Source organism: Arthrobacter sp. 01L42, assembly GCF_056400005.1.
The window spans coordinates 1-21,030 of the sequence record NZ_JBFTSL010000019.1 but is presented as its reverse complement, the minus strand read 5'-3'; the positions used below and the strand labels follow the sequence as shown (position 1 = coordinate 21,030).

The following is a 21,030-nucleotide window of genomic DNA, read 5'->3' as shown; positions in this document are numbered from 1 at the left end:
TCCCCAGTCTTACCCGACGGTTGCGTCGGTCAAATGCGTTACGTCAGCAAACCAGGGAAACCCATACCCCACCAGTACCCACAGCACGGCTGCGAGCAATGCCAGGGAGATGAGCGTCCGGACCCACCAGGGGCCGGGAAGTTGCCGGAACAACCAGACGTACATGTGTTAGCCCTTTCCTTGCAGCTGTGCCAGTTGTTTCGCGATGGCGGCCGGCGGCCCGGCGCTGAGCGGCTGCCATGACTCAAACACGGAGTAGGCGATGATGCGTTCCTGCGACCCAAACCGCGGATTGCAGCTGGTCATCGTGAGGATTCTTTGTTGAGGCTTCGCCCCCGGTTCGCCGGGCACCGGCAACAGGACGTCCGTCCGGTCCGGCAGGACGATTTCCTGGTTCCGGTACACATAGGTGTAGAAACCGTCAGCAGTCTGGACATAGATCTTGTCCCCCGGCACCAGGGTGTGGATGTTATCGAGCACGGCACCGTGAGTTTGGCGGTGCCCGGCAACCACAAAGTTTCCCACCTCACCAGGCATGGCAGTGGCTTCGTAGTGGCCCAGACCCAGTGTGTCCAGGACCTCCTGGCTGGTGCCGTCAACAACAGGCCGGCTGTAGTCGGCGCCAAGCCGGGGGACGTAGATGACGCCGATTGCCTGGCCGTGACCCGGCGCCTTGCCCACCGGTATGTCCTGCGATCCTGTGCCCTGGCCGGCGCCGGCCGCGGGAGCTGCCGGGGCTGCCGCCGCGCCGGGCACCGGGTGCTCCTGCACGAACTGCTTCACGGCGGCGCCCTGGGTGGCGTCAGCTTCGACGTTTGTCCACCACAACTGCCAGGCGACGAAGAGAAGGGCTATCACCCCGAGAGTCATCAGCAGTTCACCCAGGACCTGCACCACGATCAGCACGCGGCTCCGCCGTACGGGTTTCGTGTTGCGGGACCCCCTACGCGTGCCGGTCAGCACCTCAGACATACCCCTCCTCATCCCGGGTTTTCCTGGCCGCCGGGGTCAAGGCCGATCCCGCACGGAAGCAGTCCATTGTGCTCGCCCGCCCGGTCCGGCCGTTACTTGTCGTTAGTGCCAAGGAAGCACCGTCCGTTCGAAAGAACCGGCAGCACGGTCACCTGCACGGTTCCGGACCGGATCTGCGCCACTGAACATTGGCCGGCGGTCAGCACCGCGGCTTCCACGGCTTCCACGCCCAGTCCCGTCGGCGTGCGCGAGGCAGACACCTCCACACTGGCGGGGTCAATGTCCGCGGCGGCAAGGGCCGAGCGCACCTGGTCCCGGCCCGGTTGCGGTGAGGATCGGACCAGGGCTTCCAGTGCGCTCCGCACCGAATTGCCGTTGCCAGGCAGGGCAGCCGGCTGGGATCCCGCAGCCGTTGGCGCTGCGCTCGGGGCCGCTGAGCCGGAAGCCCCGGCCCGCGCCGGCTGGCTCGCCCCCGGGATGGGAGCGGTGGCGGGCGTGGCCGGTCCAGGCGGAGCCGAACACGCGGCGGCGCTGATCATGGCCGGCAAAACCACTCCCAGCATTCCAGGCACCCAACGGCCCGGGCGTGCGCGTACCTGTGCAGGTGGGTGGGGAGTCATGGAATCATCCTGCCATGCGGGAGCTCCGCTGCCCCAGCCGGGCCCCTGCGTTAAGCGCGTCGCGCGGCCAGCACCGCGTGCACTCGCCGCAGCCGGTCCAGCCACCAGTCCCGGCGTTCCGGCGAGGCGGCGTGCGCTGCCAGCAGCTCGGGCGACGGGCGGACGTCGCGCAGGGCGATCGCGCCGTCGTCGGGGACCAGGGAATCTTCCGTGACGTCGGCGGCGAGCAGGGACACTGTCCCCAGGCCGCAGGCGTAGGGCAGCTCGGGCAGGGCGGCAGCGAGGGCCAGCCCGGCCCGGATCCCCACCGAGGTGTCCAGCGCCGAACTCACGACGGCGGGCAGCCCGGCCTGCGCCACGATCCGCAGGGCGCGCCGCACTCCCCCGAGCGGGGCCACCTTGACCACGATCAGGTCGGCGGCGCCTGCCCGCGCCACTTTGAGGGGGTCGTCCTCCTTGCGCACGCTCTCATCCGCGGCGATCAGCACGGGAACGCCGGCGGCCCGGAGCAGCCGCCTGACCTCGGCGAGGCCCGCGATCTCGGGTACGGGCTGTTCGGCATATTCAAGTCCGACGGCGGCGAGCCGCGTCAGTGCCGCGACGGCCTCCGGCACATCCCAGCCGCCGTTCGCGTCCACCCTGATTGCGGCGTCCGGCAGCGCAGCCCGGACGGCCGCCACCCGGGCGGCGTCGTCGTCCAGGCTCTGGCCGCGCTCCGCGACCTTGACTTTGACCGCGTCCACCCGGCCGAAGCGGGCCAGGATCTCGGGCACCCGGTGCGCCGGTACGGCAGGGACCGTGGCGTTGACCGGGATGCTGTCCCGCAGGGGCGCCGGGAACCCTGCCCAGCCGGCCTCGATGGCGGCCGTAAGCCAGCGGGAGGCCTCGGGGTCGCCGTACTCGGGAAAGGGACAGAATTCGCCCCAGCCCAGCGGCCCGCGGAGCAGCAGGGCCTCCCGCTGCAGGATGCCCCGGAATTTCACGCGCATCGGCAGGCTCACCACGTGGGCGCCGGCCAGGAGTTCGTCGAGGCCGGGCAGGGGCGCGGCGGGACGTTCCGGGGGGTCCATGGGGAGGGCAGGCATGGAGCCACTGTACTGGGAATGCACTACGGGGAATGCACCCAGGAGAACGTACAGGGAATGTACTGCGGAGTTTTCCCGGACACCGGTCTCGGACGCGGGGCACACGAACGCGGCACCGGGAGCCGGGCAGGATCCTTGATTGGGCCGGCGTCGACTGGGGGTGAGTCCCTGGTCCAGGAAACTCGTCTCCGCCGGCCCCGCTCAAGGAGCGCCGTGCCGGGGACAAGCCGCGCCGGCACAAACACGACTCTACAAATTCCGGTCCGGCGGCGCACTAGTAGTGAGTACTCGTTTTCTCGACCGGGCACTACTCTCTGGCCGTGCCGTGCCCTTCAGCTGGCGCGCAGGGTTCTATGGGACTCTTAATGGCATGACTTTTCGGCAGGAACGCACCCCTTGGGACCCGTCTGCCCCGGTCTATGAAACAGAGGTTAAAAAAACCCAGGTCCGGGAGACACCAGCCCAGGAGATACCGGTCCAGGAAACACAGGCCGCGGAAACACAAGTCCTCCCGGCGAGTGCGCCCGAAAGGCCGGAGCGCAGCACGCGGGACCGCGCCACGCCGGATCCGCAGGCGCAGTGGTCCCCCGGCAGGGCCACCGCCGCCTTGTTCGTGCTGGCCACGGTTGCCTGCATCGCCGCGCTGGCCGTCACCTATGTCTTCTTTGTCCGTACCACCACGGGCCAGTTCATTGACGAATCGGCCCTTGTGGAAGCCGTGGAGCTCAGCGGTACCGCGGGCAAGGCCGCCACCAAGCTGTTGGACTGGCTGCCGGCGCTCTCCGTGGCGATCGCGTCGGTTGTGGTCGTGTTCGTCACCATCCTGCGGCGCCGCTGGTCGGCGGCGGTGATTGCGATTGCGGCGTGCGTGGGCGCCAACCTTGCCACCCAGATCCTGAAGGACTGGCTTCCGGTCCGGCCGTACCGCGGTGTGGAGACGCTGGAACTGAATTCGCTGCCCTCGGGCCACACCACCATGGCGGCCTCGGCCGCCGCCGCCGTGTTCCTCATGGTTTCGCCGCGCTGGCGGCCGCTGGCCGGATATCTGGGCGGCAGCTTCGCCGTCGCCACCGGGGTATCCACGCTGATCAACCAGTGGCACCGGCCCGCCGATGTGGTGGCGGCCTTCCTGGTGGTCGGGTCCTTCATGATCCCGGCCGGCTGGCTGATCATCCGCCGGGGCCCGGGCTGGAACGTCTGGAACGGCTACAACGAACACTGGGCCTCGGCCAGGGTGTGGGTGGCGCTTCCCGTCCTCACCGGTCTTGCCGCGGCCGGGGTGGCGGCCGTCGTCTTGCTGAGCATCAGCCCGGGCGGCCAGGAGGTCAGCACCACCAGCTACTTTTGGGCCGGCTCGTCGCTGATCGTCATTGCCGGCTACCTCGCAACGGTGGCCGGCGTGTGGCTGTTCGGCCTGGCCGCCCGGCAGCCGGACGCACGACGGCGGGACGCACGACGGCGGGACGCACGACGGCGGGACCGGTAGCGGCGCAGCCCGCGCCGGCAGCCCGGCCAGTCGGGAGTTCAGGTGGTCAGTAGTTCCGGCGGTGCTTGAGCCGCGGGATGGTCACGGCGAACACTGCGGCGGCGGCGAAGCCGATCACACCGGTCGCGGCCACGCCGGCCCCCAGCGACGCGGCGGCGGTGACGGCGGAGAGCAGCACGGGCCCGCCGGTGGCGCCGGCGTCGGCCATGAAGCGCCAGATGCCCAGGAACTGGCCGCGACCGTTGTCCGGCGAGAAGTCGGCCCCGAGCGTCATGTTCAGGCCGGAGCTAATCCCGTTCCCGAAGCCAATCAGGAGCGCCGCCAGCATGAGCGAGACGAAGCCCGTGCTGAGCGGGATCAGCACCATGGCCACCCCCATGATCAGCGTGGACGGCACGGCCACCCACTGCCGGCCCTTGCGGTCCATCAGCTTTCCTGCCGGATAGAACACCAGCATGTCGATCGCCCCGGAGATCCCGTAGATCAGCGAGGCCTGGGTGGGGTCCAGGCCCAGGTGATCGGCCCACAGCGGGATGACTACCTGGCGCGAGGCGCGCAGCCCGCTCAGCAGCAGCACCCCGGCCCCCACGCTCAGGAAGACGCCGGCGTGGGACACCGCGACGCTGCGCAGGGTGGGCTGTTGCACCGGAACGCCGTCGGCCGGTAGCGGCTTCGCCTCGAGGTCCGGGATGGTGATCGACACCGCCGCCGCGGCGGCCATCGCCACGACGCCGGCCCAGTAGGCCCCGCTGATGCCGGCAAACTGCATCACGGCGGCGCCAACGAACGGGCCGATGAAGATCCCGATCCTGTTGACGCCGCCGAGCGTGGACAGGGCCCGGGCCCGGAGCATGACCGGCACGGCCTCGGTCAGGTATTTCTGACGGGCCAGGCTGAATACGCTGGCGGCCATGCCGACCACCACCATAGCCGCCGCCAGCACCCAGAGGCCTCCGGAAAACAGCGGCGCGACCGCCGCCGCGGCGAGGGCGAACGCGCTGGCGGCCGCGGCCCCCACGATCGCCCAGCGTTCCCCGAATTTCAGGGTGATCAGTGACGCCGGCAGGTTGAAAAACCACGATCCGAGGCCGATCAGCGTGACAATCAGCGCGGCCCCGGCCACGGAGGCGCCAAGATCACGGGCGGACAGGGCAACCACGGGCAGGATCGCCCCCTCGCCCAGACTGAACATGAGGGCCGGTCCGAACGCGGGAACGGCGATGCTGCGGAGGCTGAAGGGCGCGAGGCGTGTGGTGGTCATCCCCTTCATCCTAGGCATGCGCCGCGGCCGTCCCTGTCCTACGCGTCGAAGTGGGTGTGGACTTCCTGGCTGGTGAGGTGCCGGAGCACGTCCGCCGCGACTTCCCGGAGCTTTTGGTTCCGGTTGCTGGAGACCCGGGTGAGGATGGCCATTGCCTGGTCCTGGGAGCAGCGGTTCTGGGCCATGATCACGCCGCAGGCAAGATCAATGGACGTGCGGTGTTCCATGGCCGCCTGCAGATCTTCGGCCCGGGACTGGAAGGTTCCGAGCCGCAGGGCCAGCCGGAGGGCGCGGCCGGCGAGGTCGGCGAATCCGGCCGCCTCCGCAATGATGTCCTCCGTGAACAGCCCGGTGTCCGCGCCGAAGAAGTTCAGGGCCGCGGCGGCGTCGTCGCCGATTTCCAGCGGAACGCCCAGGGTGCTGCGGCACCCGTTGGCGGCAAGTTGCCGCTGGTAGTCGGGCCAGCGGGGATCGGCGTCGACATCCGCCAGCAGGACCACGGACCTGGTCCGCAGCGCCTCGATGCAGGGGCCGTTCCCGAGGGTCTGCTCAATGCGGTCCAGGGTGACCGCCCGCGGGCTGCTGCCCGCGACCGTCATGGTCCGCTTCCGACGCTGCAGGGTCACGCCGCACTCAATCTCGGCGCCGGTCGTACTGCTCAGCGTGGCGGCCGAGAACTCCGCGAGGCGGCCCAGGAAGTCCTCGACGTTGTCGGTCCCCAGAAGCAGGTCCTGGAGGTGGCGGGCGGCGTCGACCCCGAGTGAGTTGTTGGCCATGCTCAAATGTACCGCGGAGGTCGGCACGGGTCCCGCTTAGACGTATCCGTCGACGATTGCCGCGGCGATCTCCCGGTACGCGCGCCGCGTTTCGGGGCGAAGCACATCAAGGGTGACGAGGTCGCCGTCGGCCACCCCGCGGTCGTGCGGAACCGCGATCAGCTGGCGGCAGATGCCGGACAGGTGTTCCTCGATGGCGTCCTTGTCCACCCGGGTGGACACCTCGTCCTTGTCGGTGATGACCACGACGGCGTTGCGGGCCAGGTCCTCGTAGCCGTGGCTGGCCAGCCAGTGAAGCGTGCTGCGGGCCCGCTTGGCGCCGCTGACCGCGTAGCCGGCGGCGATGATCAGGTTGTCCGCCGATTGCAGGATGCCGCTCATGGCATTGTGCGTCACGCCCGTGCCGCAGTCGATCAGTGCCACGGAGTAGTAGGCGGAGATGAGCTTGCGGATCCGCAGGTATTCCTCGGCCGTTAGAGAATCCGATACCTCGGGGTCCTGTTCACCGGCAATGAGGTGCAGCCTGCCGGCATGGTGCATGTAGCGGGCCAGGGCGGTGAGGGAATCGACGGACTCGATGTTCTTGAGCAGGTCGGTGATGGTGCGCGGGCTCTGCTGCTGGTAGATCCCCTCGCCGAGGGCGCGCTCCACGAGGTCGCCGGAATCAGGGTTGGCGTCGATCGCGCACGGCGGATCGCCACGGAACTCGGCCAGGGTCAGCCCGACTCCCACCGTGGTGGAGGTCTTGCCGATGCCGCCCTTGAGACTCAGGACGGCCGTGTTGTAGCTGCCCTGGAGCTGGCGGGAGATGCGCCGGGCCAGCTCGTCTTCCTCACGCTGCCGGGCACTCGGGCCCAGATTCAGCCCGGTCATTTTGTAAAGGGCGCCGCGGAACCCGCCGATGGGCCGCGGCTTTTGCTCGCGGACAAAGAGGCCCGGGGAACTGATGAAGTCAGGCACCGGGCCGTCGGCCAAGGCCGCCGCTTTGCTGGCCGACCGGGTGGAACGGGTGGGCTGGGCGGGCACGGCAGGAGCGGCCTCGGGGGCCCCGGGCACGGGCGACGGCGCCGCCGCGCCGGCGGGTGCGCGTGTGGGGGCCGCGGGCGCGTCGGCCGCGGCGGCCGCTTCTGCCCACGAACTGCTGGGGGCGGTACGAACCGGTTGGAGGTCCGCTTCGTTGGGCGTGATGATGGGCATGGTTCCCGTCCAGGCATCGGAGCCGTCGCCGCGGCGGTCACGCCGGCGCCGGAGGTCCGGCTGCTCTTCGTCCACCGTGTCGTTGGCTGTTTTGGTGTCCACCGGTTCGGACATGTTTATTCCCCTAGGACTCTCAGCGCAGGCCGCTGCGTTGCTTGTTTGAATTCGTCCAAACAGCAAGTCTAGGCCCAGAGGTGCCCAGTGGCGGACCAGCGGGCAAGGCGCGCCCGCGTTTCTTGACGGAATTAGCGCTGCGGAATTACCGCTGCAACGCCAACACCACCACTACAGCTGTCGCGATGGCCAGAACCCCCAGCCCCACATATGCCAGCGCCCGCAGGCGCTTCCTCCGCGCCTCGCGCTTGGAATCCTTGGCGTAGTACCCACCCGTGTTTGCCCCCATGTGGGCGATGCTACCTGCACGCTGTGCCAGTTAGGGCACGTCAAGGGAATATTTCGGAAATCGAGGCAGCTGCGCCGCCGGCAGCCCTCAGCGCAAACTCAGCTACAAAGACGAAAGCGCCACGAAAACGACGCAACCGGTGGCCAGCGTCAGGAGCGCCAGGCCCACGTAGGCGCGCCACTTGGGGCGGGACCGGTGGGGGTTGATGTCGATGTACGGCACTGTCAAGGCTCCTGGCGGTGAGTGACGGAAGTGAGCCCGTGCCTGCGGCGCCGGGCGCGGAGCAGCACGTAGAACACGGCGGAGAGAATCAAGAGGCTCCCCAACAAAATGCACAGCGCAAAGACATAGCCGGGCAACGTCACAGGTGAGACCTCCTGAGAGCAGCGACACCATTGGCGCGGGCCCCGGGATCCCCATCCCCTGGACTAGCAGGTCGCTAGCGAGAGCGGGCCCACGGAAAGGGGCCCGGGATGAGATTACTCACAGGCTACCGGCGTTGTCCAACCGGCGGGCCTAGCCTCGCCAACCGGCGCGCCAGAACCCGCAAATCCTACCGGTGGGCCCGCGTGTCCTGCAGGCGCTTGATGAACCAGCGCGACTGTTCGGGGCCGTACGGCAGGATCGGGATGGCCTTGGTTGCGTCGTCCGGGGTTTCCCGGGTGGCCTGGATCGCCTGCCGGACCGCGGTGGTCATGGTGTTGGCCATGGTCTTGACGAACTGGTCCGAGCACGGTTCGCCATGGCCGGGAATCAGGAATTCGTAGCGGTGCCGTAGCGCGGAGAGGTGCCGGAGGGCATCGGCCCAGTCTTCCGGGAATGAGTCCTCGAAGGACGGGTGGGAACCTTGTTCAACGAGGTCGCCGGCGAAGAGGGTGCTCGCGGTGCCGACCAAGAGGTCGCCGTCGGTATGGCCACGGCCCAGGTAGAACATGGTGGCGGTCTGTCCGCCAAGATCCACCAGAACCGGCTGGTCCTTCACGATGGCGTTCGGAACCACCAGCTCAGCGTCGGGGCCCTGACCGGCCGCCATTTCGGGTTCCGCGGAGGCCACCAGCCGGCGCTGCTCGTCACCGTTCTCCTCGATCTCCGCAGCGCAGTTCTCGTGGGCCCAGAATTCCGTGACGCCGTCACTGGCGAAGACGGCGTTGCCGAAGAAGTGGTCATAGTGGGCGTGCGTGTTGACCACGACGAGCGGCAGCCCGGTTTTTTCCCGCACGGCAGCCAGGATCTCGCGGCCCTGGAGGGGCCCGCCGCCGGTGTCGATCACCATGGCGCGCTCGGTGCCGACCACCAGACCCGTGTTGAGCAGGGAACCTTGAGTTGTCAGTACGTAGTTGTCCGGACCGACTTCGAGCCATCGTGACATTGAATCTCCGTATTTCCGACGCTTTTCCGGCGTTGTTGGTGCGCTGTGCAGGCCTCGATTCTACCCGCGCCGGCTGGCAATTCCCGGAGGGCATGCCCATCGGTGCAAGTCCGGCAGGATGTATCCGGAAGCCGTCGCCGTCGCAAGTGTCACGGGTGTAGCCTGTGGGCTACTTCCCTCGATGAGCCAGGTGCTCCACCGAACGAATGGGGGTGGCTCCCGTTGAAATCCGGCACGTCCCTGGAGCGGATGGTGTTCTTCAGCGATGCCGTCTTCGCCATCGCCCTGACCCTCCTGGCCCTGGACCTGAAACTGCCTGAAGGACTTCCCGCGGACCAGGTGGACGACGCCTTGGTTGCTGCCCTGCCGCAGCTGCTGGCGTACGCCTTGTCCTTTGTCATCATCGCCAAGACGTGGATGTCCCACCACTCCGACTTTGCCCTCATCCGCCGATTCAATGCGAACCTGGCCTGGCTAAATCTGGCCCTCTTGTTCTTCATCGCCATGCTGCCGGGTCCGACGTCGATCCTCAGCGACTACGGGGATGACCCCACCCCGTGGCCCAGCGTCTTGTACGCCGCCAACATTGCCGCGGTCTATCTGATGCTGGCGGCCATTTGGGGCTACGCGAAGCACGCGGGGCTGATGGACCGCGAGATGGCCGCCCACGTCCACCGCCGCATCTTTTATGCGCGGATTGCCGTGGCGCTGGTCTTCCTGCTCTCGATACCCGCGGCGTTCGTCCTCAACGCCCACACGCCGTTCATGTGGCTGCTGCTCCTACCAGCGTCTTGGCTGGCACGGTGGCTTTCCGTACAGGCGGAGAAAAGCGCTGGGACCAGAGAGGGGACCTAGTAGTGACGCGAGAGAGCGAGGAAAACAACTGTCAGTGTGGTGGCCGCCAGGACAGCGAGCCCGGAAAGCTGCGCGAATCGCCAGGCACGTCGCCTCGAGGCACGCCTCTCCTCCCGCGCATGAATGTTGTAGCCAGTGCTCATCTCGTCTCCCCCACTCAGTCCCGAAGCCGTCGCCAACGGCGCCGGCATCTCACCCACGCGACTAAGCCTGCGAGATTGGGACCGTTCTTAAACAGAGTGGAGAGTACTCGTCTTCGCACCACCGGACTACTTGCTTGGTTCGGCGGACCGCGTGCCCGAGTTGTTCGATATCCGAAGTCGACGCCGGCGGGAGTTCTCCGGTGCCGGCTTCTCCCGCTCACATGTCCGCGAGCGCAGACCCCGGGTTCTCGATCGCGTCCGCGACGTAGCGCAGGAAGCCGCCGGCCGCGCCGCAGTCGCACACCCGGTGGTCGAACGTGAGGGTCAGCTCGGTGACCTTGCGGACCGCGAGCTCGCCGCTGACCACCCAGGGCTTGTCGATAATCCGCCCGACACCGAGGATCCCGACCTCGGGGTGGTTGATCATCGCGGCCGTCGCGCACGACGGCGGGGAGGCGGCGGATCTCGGCGTTCAGTTCGCGGGCGCTGAACTTGCCCGCGTTGGGCTGAAGCCTGGGGTTCAAGTGACTCGCGCGTTGTCGGCCCAACGGTCTGTTCGCCCAGTCTCAAAGATCACCTCTTAGGTGCGGGCGCGCCTTGAGATTTCGGGTCCATTCCATGGATTCGCTCACGTCCGGCGCCGGCCCGTTCTCGCTGACAATGGCGGATACGTTCCACCTGAGCATCCCCGGCCCCCGGCGCACAGCCGACTTAGTCTGCGCGTCTTTGTCGATGCCAAACTCGTTGAAGCCCTTACGACCGGCGGCGACGTCCGCCACCGTTGACCGGAGGCCAGATCGCTTCCAAAACGGCTAACGGGACATTGCAACACGCCCGCCGGCTTCTACCCGTAGACCATGCTCCGCGGCACCGTTCAGATACTCGGCAACTTCGCCAAAGCAACCATGCGTGGGCCGGCCGGGACCCGAGCGCTCATCGAAGCCGCTCTCCGGGGGTCATATACGGTAAAGCGTCAGCATGACACCTCGCTGCGCCGAAGGGAACATCGCTCGTTAGTGGCGCGACGGAGTCAGGCCCGAACGGAAAGTTTGGACTTGGCGATACCTGCCAGGTCTTTGAGCCGCATCGCCGGGCGCTCGATCAAGATCCAGCTTGCAGCCGCCAACGGGACCGATGCTGCAAGCCCCAAGACCATGAAGGCCAGCAGCCCCAAATGGTGAGCGCCTGCAAGGACCAGCATCTGCTGGGCCGGGAAGCCGTAAAGGTACATGCCATAAGACAGGTCGTTGCGTGACCCGATTCGCCTGAAGGACGGTGGCAGGACGACTCCCATCCAGATGCAAAGATAGGCGACAGGGAGGGCCGCAAGGCTCTTTCCGAAACCGAACATCATGACCACCAGCAGCAAGGCCGCGGCACCAGATGCGAGCTTCCAATTGATAAGAATACGGTGCGAACAACGGTAGAGGGTCGCGCCAGCGAGGAAAAACGGGACCAGCAAAGCAATATCCCTAACGGCCAGGGGACCACCAAAGAACTGTACGCACACGCTGACAGCAGTCAGAGCGGCGAACGCGAGGGGTACAACCAGACGTATCCGGCGAATCCGCGGAATTAGCAACGCGAAACCGACGGCGATATAGCAGAGCAACTCGTACCGAAGTGTCCACAAGGACCCGTTCCACGTCGCGGGGAACGGAGCTCCAACGAGAGTCCCGGACAGCGGATCGCCAACGAAGACCATCGTCACGTTAGAAAGAACGTACTCCATGCCAATGGCAGGAGACCACCCTCCTCGGGAAACCCCTGCCAGGGCAGAGAACCCCAGCCCAACAACAATCAAGCAGCCCCAGTATCCGGGGAAAATTCGTAGAAACCTTCGCCAAAGGTATGGCAGGAGCGCACTATTTACCCCGCTTCTCGTAATCAGATATCCGCTGATCCCAAAGAACCCGCCGACCGCTAGGGTTCCAAACTGCACGCCTCCGAAGCGGAGAGCTTCACCATAACCGCCGATGGGGGCTGCGTGGGACACAATTACTAGCGCCGCCAATACCAGCCGCAAGAAGTTAAGAGCATTGTTCCGTGGGTCTAAGCGACCGCTAATCGTGTCCATAGTTCCCCCAGAATGTTGCACGACATGAATCCTGCAAGTCTAATGGCAGCTTCGGGGCGGAAGGTGCGCCTCCGAATGACCAACCTCGCCACGGCGGCTCTTTACTTGGCCCCCGGAAGGCGGCCCGAGGGCCACCACACATTTGACGGAGATGGGTGCACTCAGCCACCAAGTTGGTTAAATCGGCTGATGGGTGGTCGACCTAAGCGCTGTGATTTCTTCGGAGGTTGTAAAAGTCTGCCCAGCTGCGCAGGGCTCGAGCCCGGTGGTCGCTGAAGTCGTAGGCATTCTTTGTAAGGCCCAGGATTCATGCAGTGTGCGGTTGAACTGCTCGACCTTGCCGTTCAGCCACCGGCTGCGCGATTTCGTGCGTCGGTTTCTGCCACTAAGATCCGCGGCGGCTTTGGCAACGTCCACGGATCGGACGTAGGTCGGCGTCTTGTCGATCTTGAGCTCTTGCGCAGGTGCCCTGCTCGAGGCCATGAGTACCGCGGCGTTGGCCAAGAACCCGGCGCAGGACGGGCCCTTCTCGTCCGGGACGACTTCGACATAAGCCAGTTGGGAGTGGTCATCAACAACGACATGGACGTGTCCGAAGCCGATGCCGCGGCCTTTTACGGCTTCGCTGCGGCCGTGGACACGCCGTCCCCTCGGGGGGATTTTCACGCGCTTCTTCACATCGACGTGCAGGGGTTCCCCCAGGACCGTCGCGTTGGTCGGGGAGACCCCGCGGGCGGGACCTGGCACGTTATCCGCACTCGACCGGGCATTCGCTGTACTTCTCATGCGCAGCAATGATCGCGTCAACCGTCTCCCCCGAAGGTGGCGTTCAAGCATTAATTCGGACGTGGAGACCGTCTTCCATCCCGGCTCACGCGTCTTCGACATAGCGTTTGACCTTGCGGACGGCGCAGGTGCGCGACATCCCCATGTCCTTGGCCATATGGGCCACTGACCGGCCCTCAAGAACATGCTGCACAAGGATGCCTCTACCGGCAGGAGTCATACGAGCATTACGGTAGATCGTCACGGTTAGCAACACACGCTGGTGCCGGCCCCACTGCAGATCACATGTCCGCGAGCGCAGACCCCGGGTTCTCGATCGCGTCAGCCACATAGCGCAGGAAACCGCCGGCCGCGCCGCCGTCGCACACCCGGTGGTCGAACGTGAGGGTCAGCTCGGTGACCTTGCGGACCGCGAGCTCGCCGCTGACCACCCAGGGCTTGTCGATAATCCGCCCGACGCCCAGGATCCCCACTTCGGGGTGGTTGATGATCGCGGCGGACCCGTCCACACCGAACACACCGTAGTTGTTCAGCGTGAACGTGCCGCTGCCCAGTTCCGCCGGGGTCGCCTTGCCTTCGCGCACGACGGCGGTGAGGCGGCGGATCTCGGCGTCCAGTTCGCGGGCGCTGAGCTTGTCCGCGTTCCGCACCGAGGGCACCATCAGTCCGCGGTCGGTCTGCGCCGCGAAACCGAGGTTGACGCCGTCGAACGCCACAATCTCCTGCATCGCCCCGCCCGCAGCATCCTCGGTGGTCACGATCCTGGTGTTCAGCTCCGGGAACTTCTTCAGCCCCGCCGTGACGAACCGGGCGATGAAAGCCAGCAGGCCCGGGGTGTTGTGCGGGTCCGTCTTCTTCAGCGCCGCACGCATCTCCACGAGCGCCGTGGCGTCCACGTCCACCCACACCGTGGCTTCCGGGATCTCGGAGCGGCTGCGCGTCATGTTCGCCGCGACCGCCTTCCGCACGCCCCGGACCGCTGTGCGCCCGGAAATGCCCAGCCCGGTGCGCGCGTCGGTGCCGGAAGCCGCGGCCGGCGCTGCAGGCTCCGCCGCCGGGCGCTCAACCACCGGCGACGGCTTGATGACGGCCTCGACATCGCGCCGCATGATGAGCCCGCTGGCCCCCGACCCTTGGAGTTCCCCCAAATCAACCCCATGATCGCGCGCCATCCGGCGAACCAGCGGAGAAATAACCGCCCCCAGCTTCCCGGGAACCCGGGTGCTCATCAGCACCAGGTCATCGGCAGCCTTCTCGGCAGCAGATACCCCGCTGACAGCGTCAGCCATCCCGGCCCGCTTGGGAGCCCGGGTCCGGCGGGCAACCCCATGCCCGCCCGGCGTCCCGTAACCGATCAAGACATTCCCGGACCCAGCCTTCTCCTCCTCGCGGTACGCCTCCGCGGCAACCGCAGCAGGCGAGTCAGCAAGGACAACAGCCGACGCAGGCAATGCCGCCCCGGGAGTGGCATCGGGCCTGTCGGAGCCGGCAGCATCGTCCGCAGGACGAATGCTCTCCGGCGAAGGGGCGGGGGCGGCATTGGCTGTGGCGGCACCAACCGGCATCACAGAGATCAGCGGCTTGCCGACGTCGAGCGTCTGGCCGGGTTCGCCGTGCAGCACGGCCACGGTGCCGGCGTACGGCGAGGGCACCTCCACCATGGACTTGGCGGTCTCCACCTCGGCGATCGGCTGATCGACGCGGATCTCGTCGCCCACGGCCACGAGCCAGTTCACGAGCTCGGCTTCGGTGAGGCCTTCGCCGAGGTCCGGCAGGAGGAATACTTTCGGTTCGCTCATGGTCAGTCTTCCCACTGGAGGTCGTCAACGGCGTCGAGGATGCGGTCCACGCCGGGCAGGTAGTAGTGCTCGAGCTTCGGCGCCGGGTAGGGCACGTCGAAGCCGGTGACGCGGCGGATCGGTGCGGCCAGGTGGTGGAAGCAGCGTTCCTGGACCCGGGCGACGATTTCGGAGGCCACGGACGCGAAGCCGTGGGCCTCGGCGATGACCACGGCGCGGCCGGTCTTGCGGACCGAGGCGCAGACGGTCTCGTCGTCGAACGGCACGATCGAGCGGACGTCGATCACTTCGAGCGAGCGGCCTTCCTCGGCGGCGGCGGCCGCGGCGGCGAGCGCCGTCGGGACGGACGGACCGTAGGCGATCAGCGTGGCGTCGGTGCCGGGGCGGGCGACGGCGGCCCGGCCCTCGGAGGAGGTGCCGCGCTCGGTGTTCGCGGCGTGCTCGGCGCGCAGCGCGTCCAGGTCCACCTGGTCCTTGGACCAGTAGAGCTTCTTGGGCTCCATGAACATGACGGGGTCGTCGGAGTCGATGGCTTCGCGGAGCATCCGGTAGCCGTCGGCCACGGTGGCCGGGGTGAAGACCTTCAGGCCGGCGGTGTGCGCGTAGTAGGCCTCGGAGGAGTCGCAGTGGTGCTCCACTCCCCCGATGCCGCCGGCGTACGGGACCCGGATGACCATGGGCAGCTTAACGGCCCCCTTGGTGCGGTTGTGCATTTTGGCGACGTGGCTGACGATCTGTTCGAAGGCCGGGTAGGCGAACGCGTCGAACTGCATCTCGATGACCGGGCGCATGCCGTTCATCGCCATGCCGACGGCCATGCCGACGATCCCGGATTCGGCCAGCGGGGTGTCGAAGCAGCGGCTCTTGCCGAAGGTCTTGGTGAGACCGTCCGTGATGCGGAAGACGCCGCCGAGCATGCCGACGTCCTCGCCGAAGACCAGGACCGAGGGGTCCGCGTGCATGGCGTCCGCCATCGCGGTGTTCAGGGCCTTGGCCAGGGTGATGGTCTGCGGCCCGGTCTTTTCGGCCTCAACAGCAGCCTTCGCGGCGGCGCGCGCCGTGGCGGCGCTGACGTTGCCGTTCGCCTCGGAGGACGTGGTGATGGTGGGGCTCATTTGCCGGCCTCCGTTGCGGTGGATGCGGCGTCGCGGGCCAGTTCGTCGGCGAGCATGGCGGACTGTTCCTTCAGCTGCGGGGTGGGGGTGGAGAAGACGTATTTGAAGAGGTCCTGCGGTTCCACCGGGACCTCTTCGCTGAGGCCTTCGCGCAACTGCGTGGCTACCGCCTCCGCCTTTTCGGTGATCCTGGCGGCGCGGTCATCGTCCAGCAGGCCGCGGTCCGTCAGGTAGGTCTGCATCCGGCTCAGCGGGTCCTTGGCCACCCATTCGGCGACTTCGCTGTCCTGCCGGTAGCGGGTGGCGTCGTCGGCGTTGGTGTGCGCCTGCATCCGGTAGGTGTGTGCCTCCACGAGCAGCGGGCCGGAACCTTCCCGGGCGAGCTTGACGGCCCGGCCGAGGACGGCGAGCAGGGCCACGATGTCGTTGCCGTCAACGCGTTCGCCGGCCATGCCGTAGCCCACGGCCTTGTGGGCGAGCGAGGGCGCAACGGACTGGTGCGCGAGCGGGACGGAGATCGCGTACTGGTTGTTCTGGACGAAGAAGACCACGGGCAAGTGGAAGACGGCGGCGAAGTTCAGGGCCTCGTGGAAGTCGCCTTCGCTCGTGGCGCCGTCGCCGCACATGGCCAGGACCACGGTGTCCTCGCCGCGCAGCTTGGCGGCGTGGGCCACGCCGACGCCGTGCAGCAGCTGGGTGGTCAGCGGGGTGCACTGGATGCCGACCTTGTTCTTGGCGGGGTCGTAGCCGCCGTGCCAGTCGCCGCGGAACAGCGTCATCGTCTGGACGGGATCCACGCCGCGGGCCATGACGGCCACCGAGTCGCGGTAGGTGGGGAACAGCCAGTCACCCTCGGCAAGGCACAGTGCGGCGGCGACCTGGCACGCCTCCTGGCCGTGGCTGGAGGGGTAGACGGCCATGCGGCCCTGCCGGACCAGCGCGGAGTTCTGGTCATTGACCCGGCGGCCGACGACGAGCTGCTCGTAGGCGGCCATCAGTTCGGTCTCGCTGGGCAGGCTGTACTCGTGCCCCGGCTGGGTGCCCTGTTCCGTGTGGGGATTCAGGGTTCCGTCCGGGCCCACCATCTGGATCTGGTGGCGTGCGGGCAGCATGTAGTCCTCAACGGTGATACCGAACTTGCTCACGGCATCACCGGCTGGATCTTGTTGCGCGGCCTGCTGCGCAGCTGGCTGCGCAGCGTGGTCTGCGGAGATCGTCATTGGTCCGTCCTTCTGTAGCCACTAATCTTTCCCAGTATGCCTCCAGCCGATGTTTCGTATCCAGCCCCGCGGCAAATCGTGGAGATGTCCACAAATTTGCCCTAATCTGGAAGACAAATCGTAAGTGTGAGCTGGATTACCGGCGGGAGTCGTAGACGAATGGCAGAGCTCGAATCAGAGCAGGTGGCGGTACCGCTGGACGATGTGGACCGGAACATCATCGCGGAGCTGACCCGGGACGGCCGGATGTCGGTGACACAGGTGGCCGAGAACGTCCACATTTCCCGCGCCCACGCCTACACCCGGATCGCCCGGCTCACGGGCGAAGGCGTCCTGACCAAGTTCACCGCCCTGGTGGATCCCATCAAAGCCGGCCTGAAGTCTTCTGCCTACGTCACGCTGAAAGTGCGCCAGCATTCCTGGCGCGAGTTGCGCGAACTCCTGCGCGCGATCCCCGAGGTCCATCACATCGCTCTGGTCGGCGGGGACTTCGATGTCATCCTGCTGGTGCGCGCCGTGGACAACATCGACCTTCGCCGGGTGATCTTCGACCAGCTGCAGTCCATGCCCGGGGTGCTGGATACGCAGACGTTCCTGGTGTTTGAGGACGTGGACACGCGCTAGTGGATCCACTCCGACCGCGGCATGCCCCGGCCGCTCGACGCAGCTGCCATCTGGGTGATCGCGGTCGCTATTGACTGATTCCCACCACACCGGCATCCGGAATCAGGAGCTCCGCCAGCCGGGTATGATTGGCCAGACCGCATTAAAATAGCAGTGTTGGGGGCTTGTCGCATTTCGGCCCGCTGCAATCGACCCAGGGGGACCCCGGCTTGGACCTACGCGACTACATGCGCATCCTTCGGCGTAACTGGATGTTAATCATTGCCACGGCTTTGGCGGGCCTGCTAGCAGGGGGCGCCGCCTCGGCGTTGGCCAAGCCAACGTACACGGCAGAGACTCAATTGTTCGTGGCCATCCAGAGCTCTGGCTCCGTTCAGGAACTTCAGCAAGGCAATAATTTCAGCCAAGCAAGAGTCCAATCGTACGTCAAGACGGTCAGTTCCCCGGCTGTTTTGCAACCTGCTATCGACGCCCTAGGTCTTTCCGTGACCGCACAAGAATTGGCGAGCAAGGTTCAGGCCACGACCGAATTGAACACCGTCCTCATCAACATCACCGTCACCGATTTCTCCGCCGTTCAAGCAGCCGGGATAGCACAAGCTGTTGCTAACAGCTTGATCCTGGCAGTTGACAACTTAGAGAAACCTCAGACTGGTGGAACCTCGCCTGTCAAACTGTCGGTAATCAAACCAGCGATCGCTCCCTCTGCACCTTCAGGCCCAAACACTCGCGTTAATTTGCTGATAGCTGGAATCTTAGGACTAGGCCTTGGCCTCGGCGGCGCCATGTTGCGATCGACCTTGGATAGTCGGATCCGAGGAGAAGCAGATCTTCGACGCGTGACCGATGCCCCAGTCCTCGGAGCCATATCATTCGATCAAGACGCTGTCAGGAAGCCCCTGCTTACGCAGAGGGAGACTCAAAGCCCTCGAGCCGAGTCCTTTCGCCAACTTCGAACCAACCTTCAGTTCGCCAACGTGTCAGGACATGCGCGAACAGTTCTTGTTACGTCGTCACTTCCGGGTGAGGGAAAGAGCACCACTGCGACGAACCTTTCCATCGCGTTGGCACAAACCGGCCAAACAGTCTGCCTGATCGATGCTSACCTACGTCGCCCCATGGTCAACGAATATCTGGGTTTGGATCGCAGCGCCGGGCTCACGACTGCTCTATTGGGAGAAATAGACGTCAACGATCTACTGCAGCCCTGGGGTGAAGATAGTCTCTTCGTCCTGACGACCGGGCAGATCCCACCTAATCCGAGCGAACTATTGGGATCCAATGAAATGCGGAACCTAATCTCACGGCTTGAGGAAGCGTTTGACACCGTCGTGATAGATGCCCCGCCGCTTCTCCCCGTCACTGACGCAGCTGTCCTTTCTCAACACGTTGGGGGCGTCGTAGTAGTTGTTGGAACGCAAAAGGTGAAGCACCACGATCTTGAAAAATCGTTGGATGCTCTTCGTTTGGTGGGTGCCAAAGTTCTCGGCGTTGTGCTTAACAGGCTTCCGGCGAAGGGGCCAGACTCATATTCGTACGGCTATTACAAGCAAGCCGACGATTCCCCTCGGGCTACCTCCAAGACCTCCAACGAGGTTGATCAATCTAGTGCAGGTGAGTCCAGCGAATATGGCCTCGAAGGGAGGTGGGCGCCGCGACAGCCCACCGTCGAAGAGCAGCACCGCCCTCCGACTCATTTTCCGAAGTCTGAACTCAGCAGCAAATAGTTAGAAGCAGCACCTTCATCGTGGCAACTGGTCCATTAATCCCCGTTGGCAACCGACGGACGGCACGATGCGGGCAGATCGGGATTTCCAGATGGGCGGCCTTGACCGCGGCTGCAAGCCCGGGGTGGCTTCCTGTCGGGCGATCTGCCGGTCTACCGCTGCGGAGGCGCGCTCTGCCCGGCCGGCGATCATCGTGGCCTGGGCACCGGTGAGGGTCAGGGCCTTGGGGGTAACGCGCCGAGGTCGGTGGTACGTACCAGCGCGTTGCGGTCTGGGGTGCGCCGATAGCCAGTCCCCTGCGGTCGGTCAACAGTACGCGAAGGGCGGCCCGGAGCCCGTCGGCGCGGACACTGCGAGACGATCCACGTCCCTGTGCAGAACCTGCCGGGCGGCCTCCCATGCATCTATCGGATCGGACTTGCCGACGGCGGCACGGACCTGCCGGTGCGGTGGCTTCACCTCCGCCACGGGGATACCGGCCGTCCTCAGGGCACGGCTCAGCCTGGCGGCGTAGGAGGAGGTCCCCTCAATCGCGGCGGGCACGTTCCCGTGCGTTTCCCGATTCATCCAGGCAACGGCCCGGCCGATGGCAGTTGCCGTGGTGGGCAAGGGCTCGGTTGCCGTGCAGGCACCGAGCACCTGCTTCCGGGAAAGACCACAATGCCCAGGATCGCCCCGGTGTCCCGATCGACCAAGGTTCCACTCGGGTGACTCTGCCGGCATCGTTTTTCGGCTACCGGACCCACCGGAAGCGATGCTCGTCCACGCCCAATTTCCATACCAGGCGCCGGTCCAGACCGCCCATGGCGGTCGTCCATCACACACCCGAGGCGGCGCCAATCCGAGAGAAGGCAGGAAGCTGCGCGGACAGGTCTGTGACAACGCCAGCCACCAGCCAGCTTGTCAGACCGGAATGCAACGGAACCTCATCGGTGGTCTGCACGAAGGGCCGCAGCGGGCATTGCGTTCCAGACGCGCCAGCCGCCGCTTCAGGACCATAGCTTCCACGGGCTCTCCGCCGCACGGACATCCCGATCACGGACGGACGGGCCTGGATCCGGGCCGACAACACGCCGCAGTCAGGGCGGGCCCCTCCCTGCTCGACAAGCACATCCGGCCGTCGCCGGCACGCTCGGCGGAGAGCACAAGGTGCCCCTCCAAATTGAACAGAATCGACGCGGCATCGCATGTCTGCGCAATCTGTAACAAGGCTCATTATCCTCGCTCAGCAATAGGTGTCACGACACACCTTTGCCCGCAGGGCTACGAACCCCTTCATTTGAAGGACACACCACGCTACAAGTTGATCCGTCCAGGTCCGCGAAGGCCGCGGCATCGACAAGGACTGGGTTAACCGGCTCTTCAAGGTTCATGGGGAAATTGATTCCCGGATGAGTGTCATGCCGCCGTCCGGACGGCACTTCTCATGAGAATAATCGATTTGTAGTTCACTGGGTTGCGGTAGCCGCGGGCGGTTCGTTTGATGTGCTTGATTCCGGTGTTGTTGGCTTCGAC

Annotated in this window: 19 protein-coding genes and 1 pseudogene; 4 read left to right on the top strand and 16 right to left on the bottom strand. The window is 66.0% G+C overall.

Annotation, left to right across the window (positions count from 1 at the left end):
• Window positions 1–168: 168 nt before the first annotated feature.
• The 3 genes from AC1DN2_RS16610 to AC1DN2_RS16600 all read right to left on the bottom strand — a co-directional run bounded on the left by AC1DN2_RS16610 (window position 169) and on the right by AC1DN2_RS16600 (window position 2,677).
• The gene (locus AC1DN2_RS16610) at window positions 169–972 is read right to left on the bottom strand and encodes a class E sortase (protein ID WP_476851214.1); all 804 of its coding nucleotides are present in this window, start codon (window positions 970–972) and stop codon (window positions 169–171) included.
• Between the two features lie 92 nt (window positions 973–1,064).
• Window positions 1,065–1,337, bottom strand: coding sequence for a DUF6993 domain-containing protein (locus AC1DN2_RS16605; protein WP_476851213.1), 273 nt, complete (start codon window positions 1,335–1,337; stop codon window positions 1,065–1,067).
• Window positions 1,338–1,642: 305 nt separating this feature from the next.
• A complete protein-coding gene (locus AC1DN2_RS16600; protein WP_476851212.1) occupies window positions 1,643–2,677 on the bottom strand; it encodes an o-succinylbenzoate synthase in 1,035 nt (344 codons plus the stop codon).
• A 370-nt stretch (window positions 2,678–3,047) separates the two neighbouring features.
• Here AC1DN2_RS16600 and AC1DN2_RS16595 point away from each other — a divergent pair, with 370 nt between their 5' ends.
• Window positions 3,048–4,163 (top strand): phosphatase PAP2 family protein, encoded by a 1,116-nt coding sequence (locus AC1DN2_RS16595; RefSeq protein ID WP_476851211.1) that lies wholly within the window; start codon window positions 3,048–3,050, stop codon window positions 4,161–4,163.
• Between the two features lie 46 nt (window positions 4,164–4,209).
• Here AC1DN2_RS16595 and AC1DN2_RS16590 read toward each other — a convergent pair whose 3' ends face one another.
• From AC1DN2_RS16590 to AC1DN2_RS16570, 5 genes are all read right to left on the bottom strand, one after another.
• Window positions 4,210–5,424 carry an MFS transporter gene (locus AC1DN2_RS16590; protein WP_476851210.1) on the bottom strand — a complete coding sequence of 405 codons (1,215 nt, stop codon included), beginning with the start codon at window positions 5,422–5,424 and terminating at the stop codon, window positions 4,210–4,212.
• 38 nt (window positions 5,425–5,462) lie between these two features.
• Window positions 5,463–6,200, bottom strand: a complete 738-nt coding sequence (locus tag AC1DN2_RS16585; protein ID WP_476851209.1) for a GAF and ANTAR domain-containing protein — start codon at window positions 6,198–6,200, stop codon at window positions 5,463–5,465.
• Window positions 6,201–6,236: 36 nt separating this feature from the next.
• A complete protein-coding gene (locus AC1DN2_RS16580; protein ID WP_476851208.1) occupies window positions 6,237–7,511 on the bottom strand; it encodes a MinD/ParA family ATP-binding protein in 1,275 nt (424 codons plus the stop codon).
• A 145-nt stretch (window positions 7,512–7,656) separates the two neighbouring features.
• Entirely contained in the window at window positions 7,657–7,800 is a 144-nt protein-coding gene (locus AC1DN2_RS16575) for a hypothetical protein (protein ID WP_476851207.1), read from the bottom strand.
• 553 nt (window positions 7,801–8,353) lie between these two features.
• On the bottom strand, window positions 8,354–9,169 hold the full coding sequence (locus AC1DN2_RS16570) for an MBL fold metallo-hydrolase (RefSeq protein ID WP_476851206.1): 816 nt from the start codon (window positions 9,167–9,169) through the stop codon (window positions 8,354–8,356).
• 222 nt (window positions 9,170–9,391) lie between these two features.
• Here AC1DN2_RS16570 and AC1DN2_RS16565 point away from each other — a divergent pair, with 222 nt between their 5' ends.
• A complete protein-coding gene (locus AC1DN2_RS16565) occupies window positions 9,392–10,024 on the top strand; it encodes a TMEM175 family protein (RefSeq protein ID WP_476851205.1) in 633 nt (210 codons plus the stop codon).
• Window positions 10,025–10,384: 360 nt separating this feature from the next.
• Here the strand turns inward: AC1DN2_RS16565 and AC1DN2_RS16560 are convergent.
• From AC1DN2_RS16560 to pdhA, 6 genes and pseudogenes are all read right to left on the bottom strand, one after another.
• A pseudogene (locus tag AC1DN2_RS16560) lies at window positions 10,385–10,670 on the bottom strand (2-oxo acid dehydrogenase subunit E2); the annotation flags it as partial.
• A gap of 527 nt (window positions 10,671–11,197) precedes the next feature.
• The gene (locus tag AC1DN2_RS16555; RefSeq protein WP_476851204.1) at window positions 11,198–12,244 is read right to left on the bottom strand and encodes an acyltransferase family protein; all 1,047 of its coding nucleotides are present in this window, start codon (window positions 12,242–12,244) and stop codon (window positions 11,198–11,200) included.
• Between the two features lie 177 nt (window positions 12,245–12,421).
• A complete protein-coding gene (locus AC1DN2_RS16550) occupies window positions 12,422–12,910 on the bottom strand; it encodes a transposase family protein (RefSeq protein WP_476851203.1) in 489 nt (162 codons plus the stop codon).
• Window positions 12,911–13,311: 401 nt separating this feature from the next.
• Entirely contained in the window at window positions 13,312–14,829 is a 1,518-nt protein-coding gene (locus tag AC1DN2_RS16545; protein WP_476851202.1) for a dihydrolipoamide acetyltransferase family protein, read from the bottom strand.
• A 2-nt stretch (window positions 14,830–14,831) separates the two neighbouring features.
• Window positions 14,832–15,944 carry an alpha-ketoacid dehydrogenase subunit beta gene (locus tag AC1DN2_RS16540; protein WP_476851201.1) on the bottom strand — a complete coding sequence of 371 codons (1,113 nt, stop codon included), beginning with the start codon at window positions 15,942–15,944 and terminating at the stop codon, window positions 14,832–14,834.
• The gene (pdhA, locus tag AC1DN2_RS16535) at window positions 15,941–17,164 is read right to left on the bottom strand and encodes a pyruvate dehydrogenase (acetyl-transferring) E1 component subunit alpha (protein WP_476851200.1); all 1,224 of its coding nucleotides are present in this window, start codon (window positions 17,162–17,164) and stop codon (window positions 15,941–15,943) included. The genes AC1DN2_RS16540 and pdhA overlap by 4 nt, the downstream gene beginning before the upstream one ends.
• A 159-nt stretch (window positions 17,165–17,323) precedes the next feature.
• Between pdhA and AC1DN2_RS16530 the strand changes: the two genes are divergently transcribed.
• Complete coding sequence (locus AC1DN2_RS16530) at window positions 17,324–17,788, top strand: Lrp/AsnC family transcriptional regulator (protein ID WP_018775126.1); 465 nt, start codon at window positions 17,324–17,326, stop codon at window positions 17,786–17,788.
• Window positions 17,789–18,039: 251 nt separating this feature from the next.
• A complete protein-coding gene (locus tag AC1DN2_RS16525; RefSeq protein WP_476851199.1) occupies window positions 18,040–19,515 on the top strand; it encodes a tyrosine-protein kinase domain-containing protein in 1,476 nt (491 codons plus the stop codon).
• 306 nt (window positions 19,516–19,821) lie between these two features.
• On the opposite strand, the gene AC1DN2_RS16520 is transcribed toward AC1DN2_RS16525, so the two are convergent.
• A complete protein-coding gene (locus AC1DN2_RS16520; protein WP_476851198.1) occupies window positions 19,822–20,238 on the bottom strand; it encodes an IS110 family transposase in 417 nt (138 codons plus the stop codon).
• A 675-nt stretch (window positions 20,239–20,913) separates the two neighbouring features.
• Window positions 20,914–21,030 (bottom strand): transposase (locus AC1DN2_RS16515; RefSeq protein ID WP_476851258.1); only part of this gene is annotated, 117 nt, incomplete at its 5' end.

Bases quoted from the DNA above. Each gene is read 5' to 3' on its own strand.
- AC1DN2_RS16610 (WP_476851214.1), bottom strand. From the start codon at position 972: ATGTCTGAGGTGCTGACCGGCACGCGTAGGGGGTCCCGCAACACGAAA.
- AC1DN2_RS16545 (WP_476851202.1), bottom strand. From the start codon at position 14,829: ATGAGCGAACCGAAAGTATTCCTCCTGCCGGACCTCGGCGAAGGCCTC.
- AC1DN2_RS16580 (WP_476851208.1), bottom strand. From the start codon at position 7,511: ATGTCCGAACCGGTGGACACCAAAACAGCCAACGACACGGTGGACGAA.
- AC1DN2_RS16555 (WP_476851204.1), bottom strand. From the start codon at position 12,244: ATGGACACGATTAGCGGTCGCTTAGACCCACGGAACAATGCTCTTAAC.
- AC1DN2_RS16520 (WP_476851198.1), bottom strand. From the start codon at position 20,238: ATGCCGGCAGAGTCACCCGAGTGGAACCTTGGTCGATCGGGACACCGG.
- AC1DN2_RS16595 (WP_476851211.1), top strand. From the start codon at position 3,048: ATGACTTTTCGGCAGGAACGCACCCCTTGGGACCCGTCTGCCCCGGTC.
- AC1DN2_RS16575 (WP_476851207.1), bottom strand. From the start codon at position 7,800: ATGGGGGCAAACACGGGTGGGTACTACGCCAAGGATTCCAAGCGCGAG.
- AC1DN2_RS16600 (WP_476851212.1), bottom strand. From the start codon at position 2,677: ATGCCTGCCCTCCCCATGGACCCCCCGGAACGTCCCGCCGCGCCCCTG.
- AC1DN2_RS16590 (WP_476851210.1), bottom strand. From the start codon at position 5,424: ATGACCACCACACGCCTCGCGCCCTTCAGCCTCCGCAGCATCGCCGTT.
- AC1DN2_RS16540 (WP_476851201.1), bottom strand. From the start codon at position 15,944: ATGAGCCCCACCATCACCACGTCCTCCGAGGCGAACGGCAACGTCAGC.
- AC1DN2_RS16570 (WP_476851206.1), bottom strand. From the start codon at position 9,169: ATGTCACGATGGCTCGAAGTCGGTCCGGACAACTACGTACTGACAACT.
- AC1DN2_RS16585 (WP_476851209.1), bottom strand. From the start codon at position 6,200: ATGGCCAACAACTCACTCGGGGTCGACGCCGCCCGCCACCTCCAGGAC.
- AC1DN2_RS16530 (WP_018775126.1), top strand. From the start codon at position 17,324: ATGGCAGAGCTCGAATCAGAGCAGGTGGCGGTACCGCTGGACGATGTG.
- pdhA (WP_476851200.1), bottom strand. From the start codon at position 17,164: ATGACGATCTCCGCAGACCACGCTGCGCAGCCAGCTGCGCAGCAGGCC.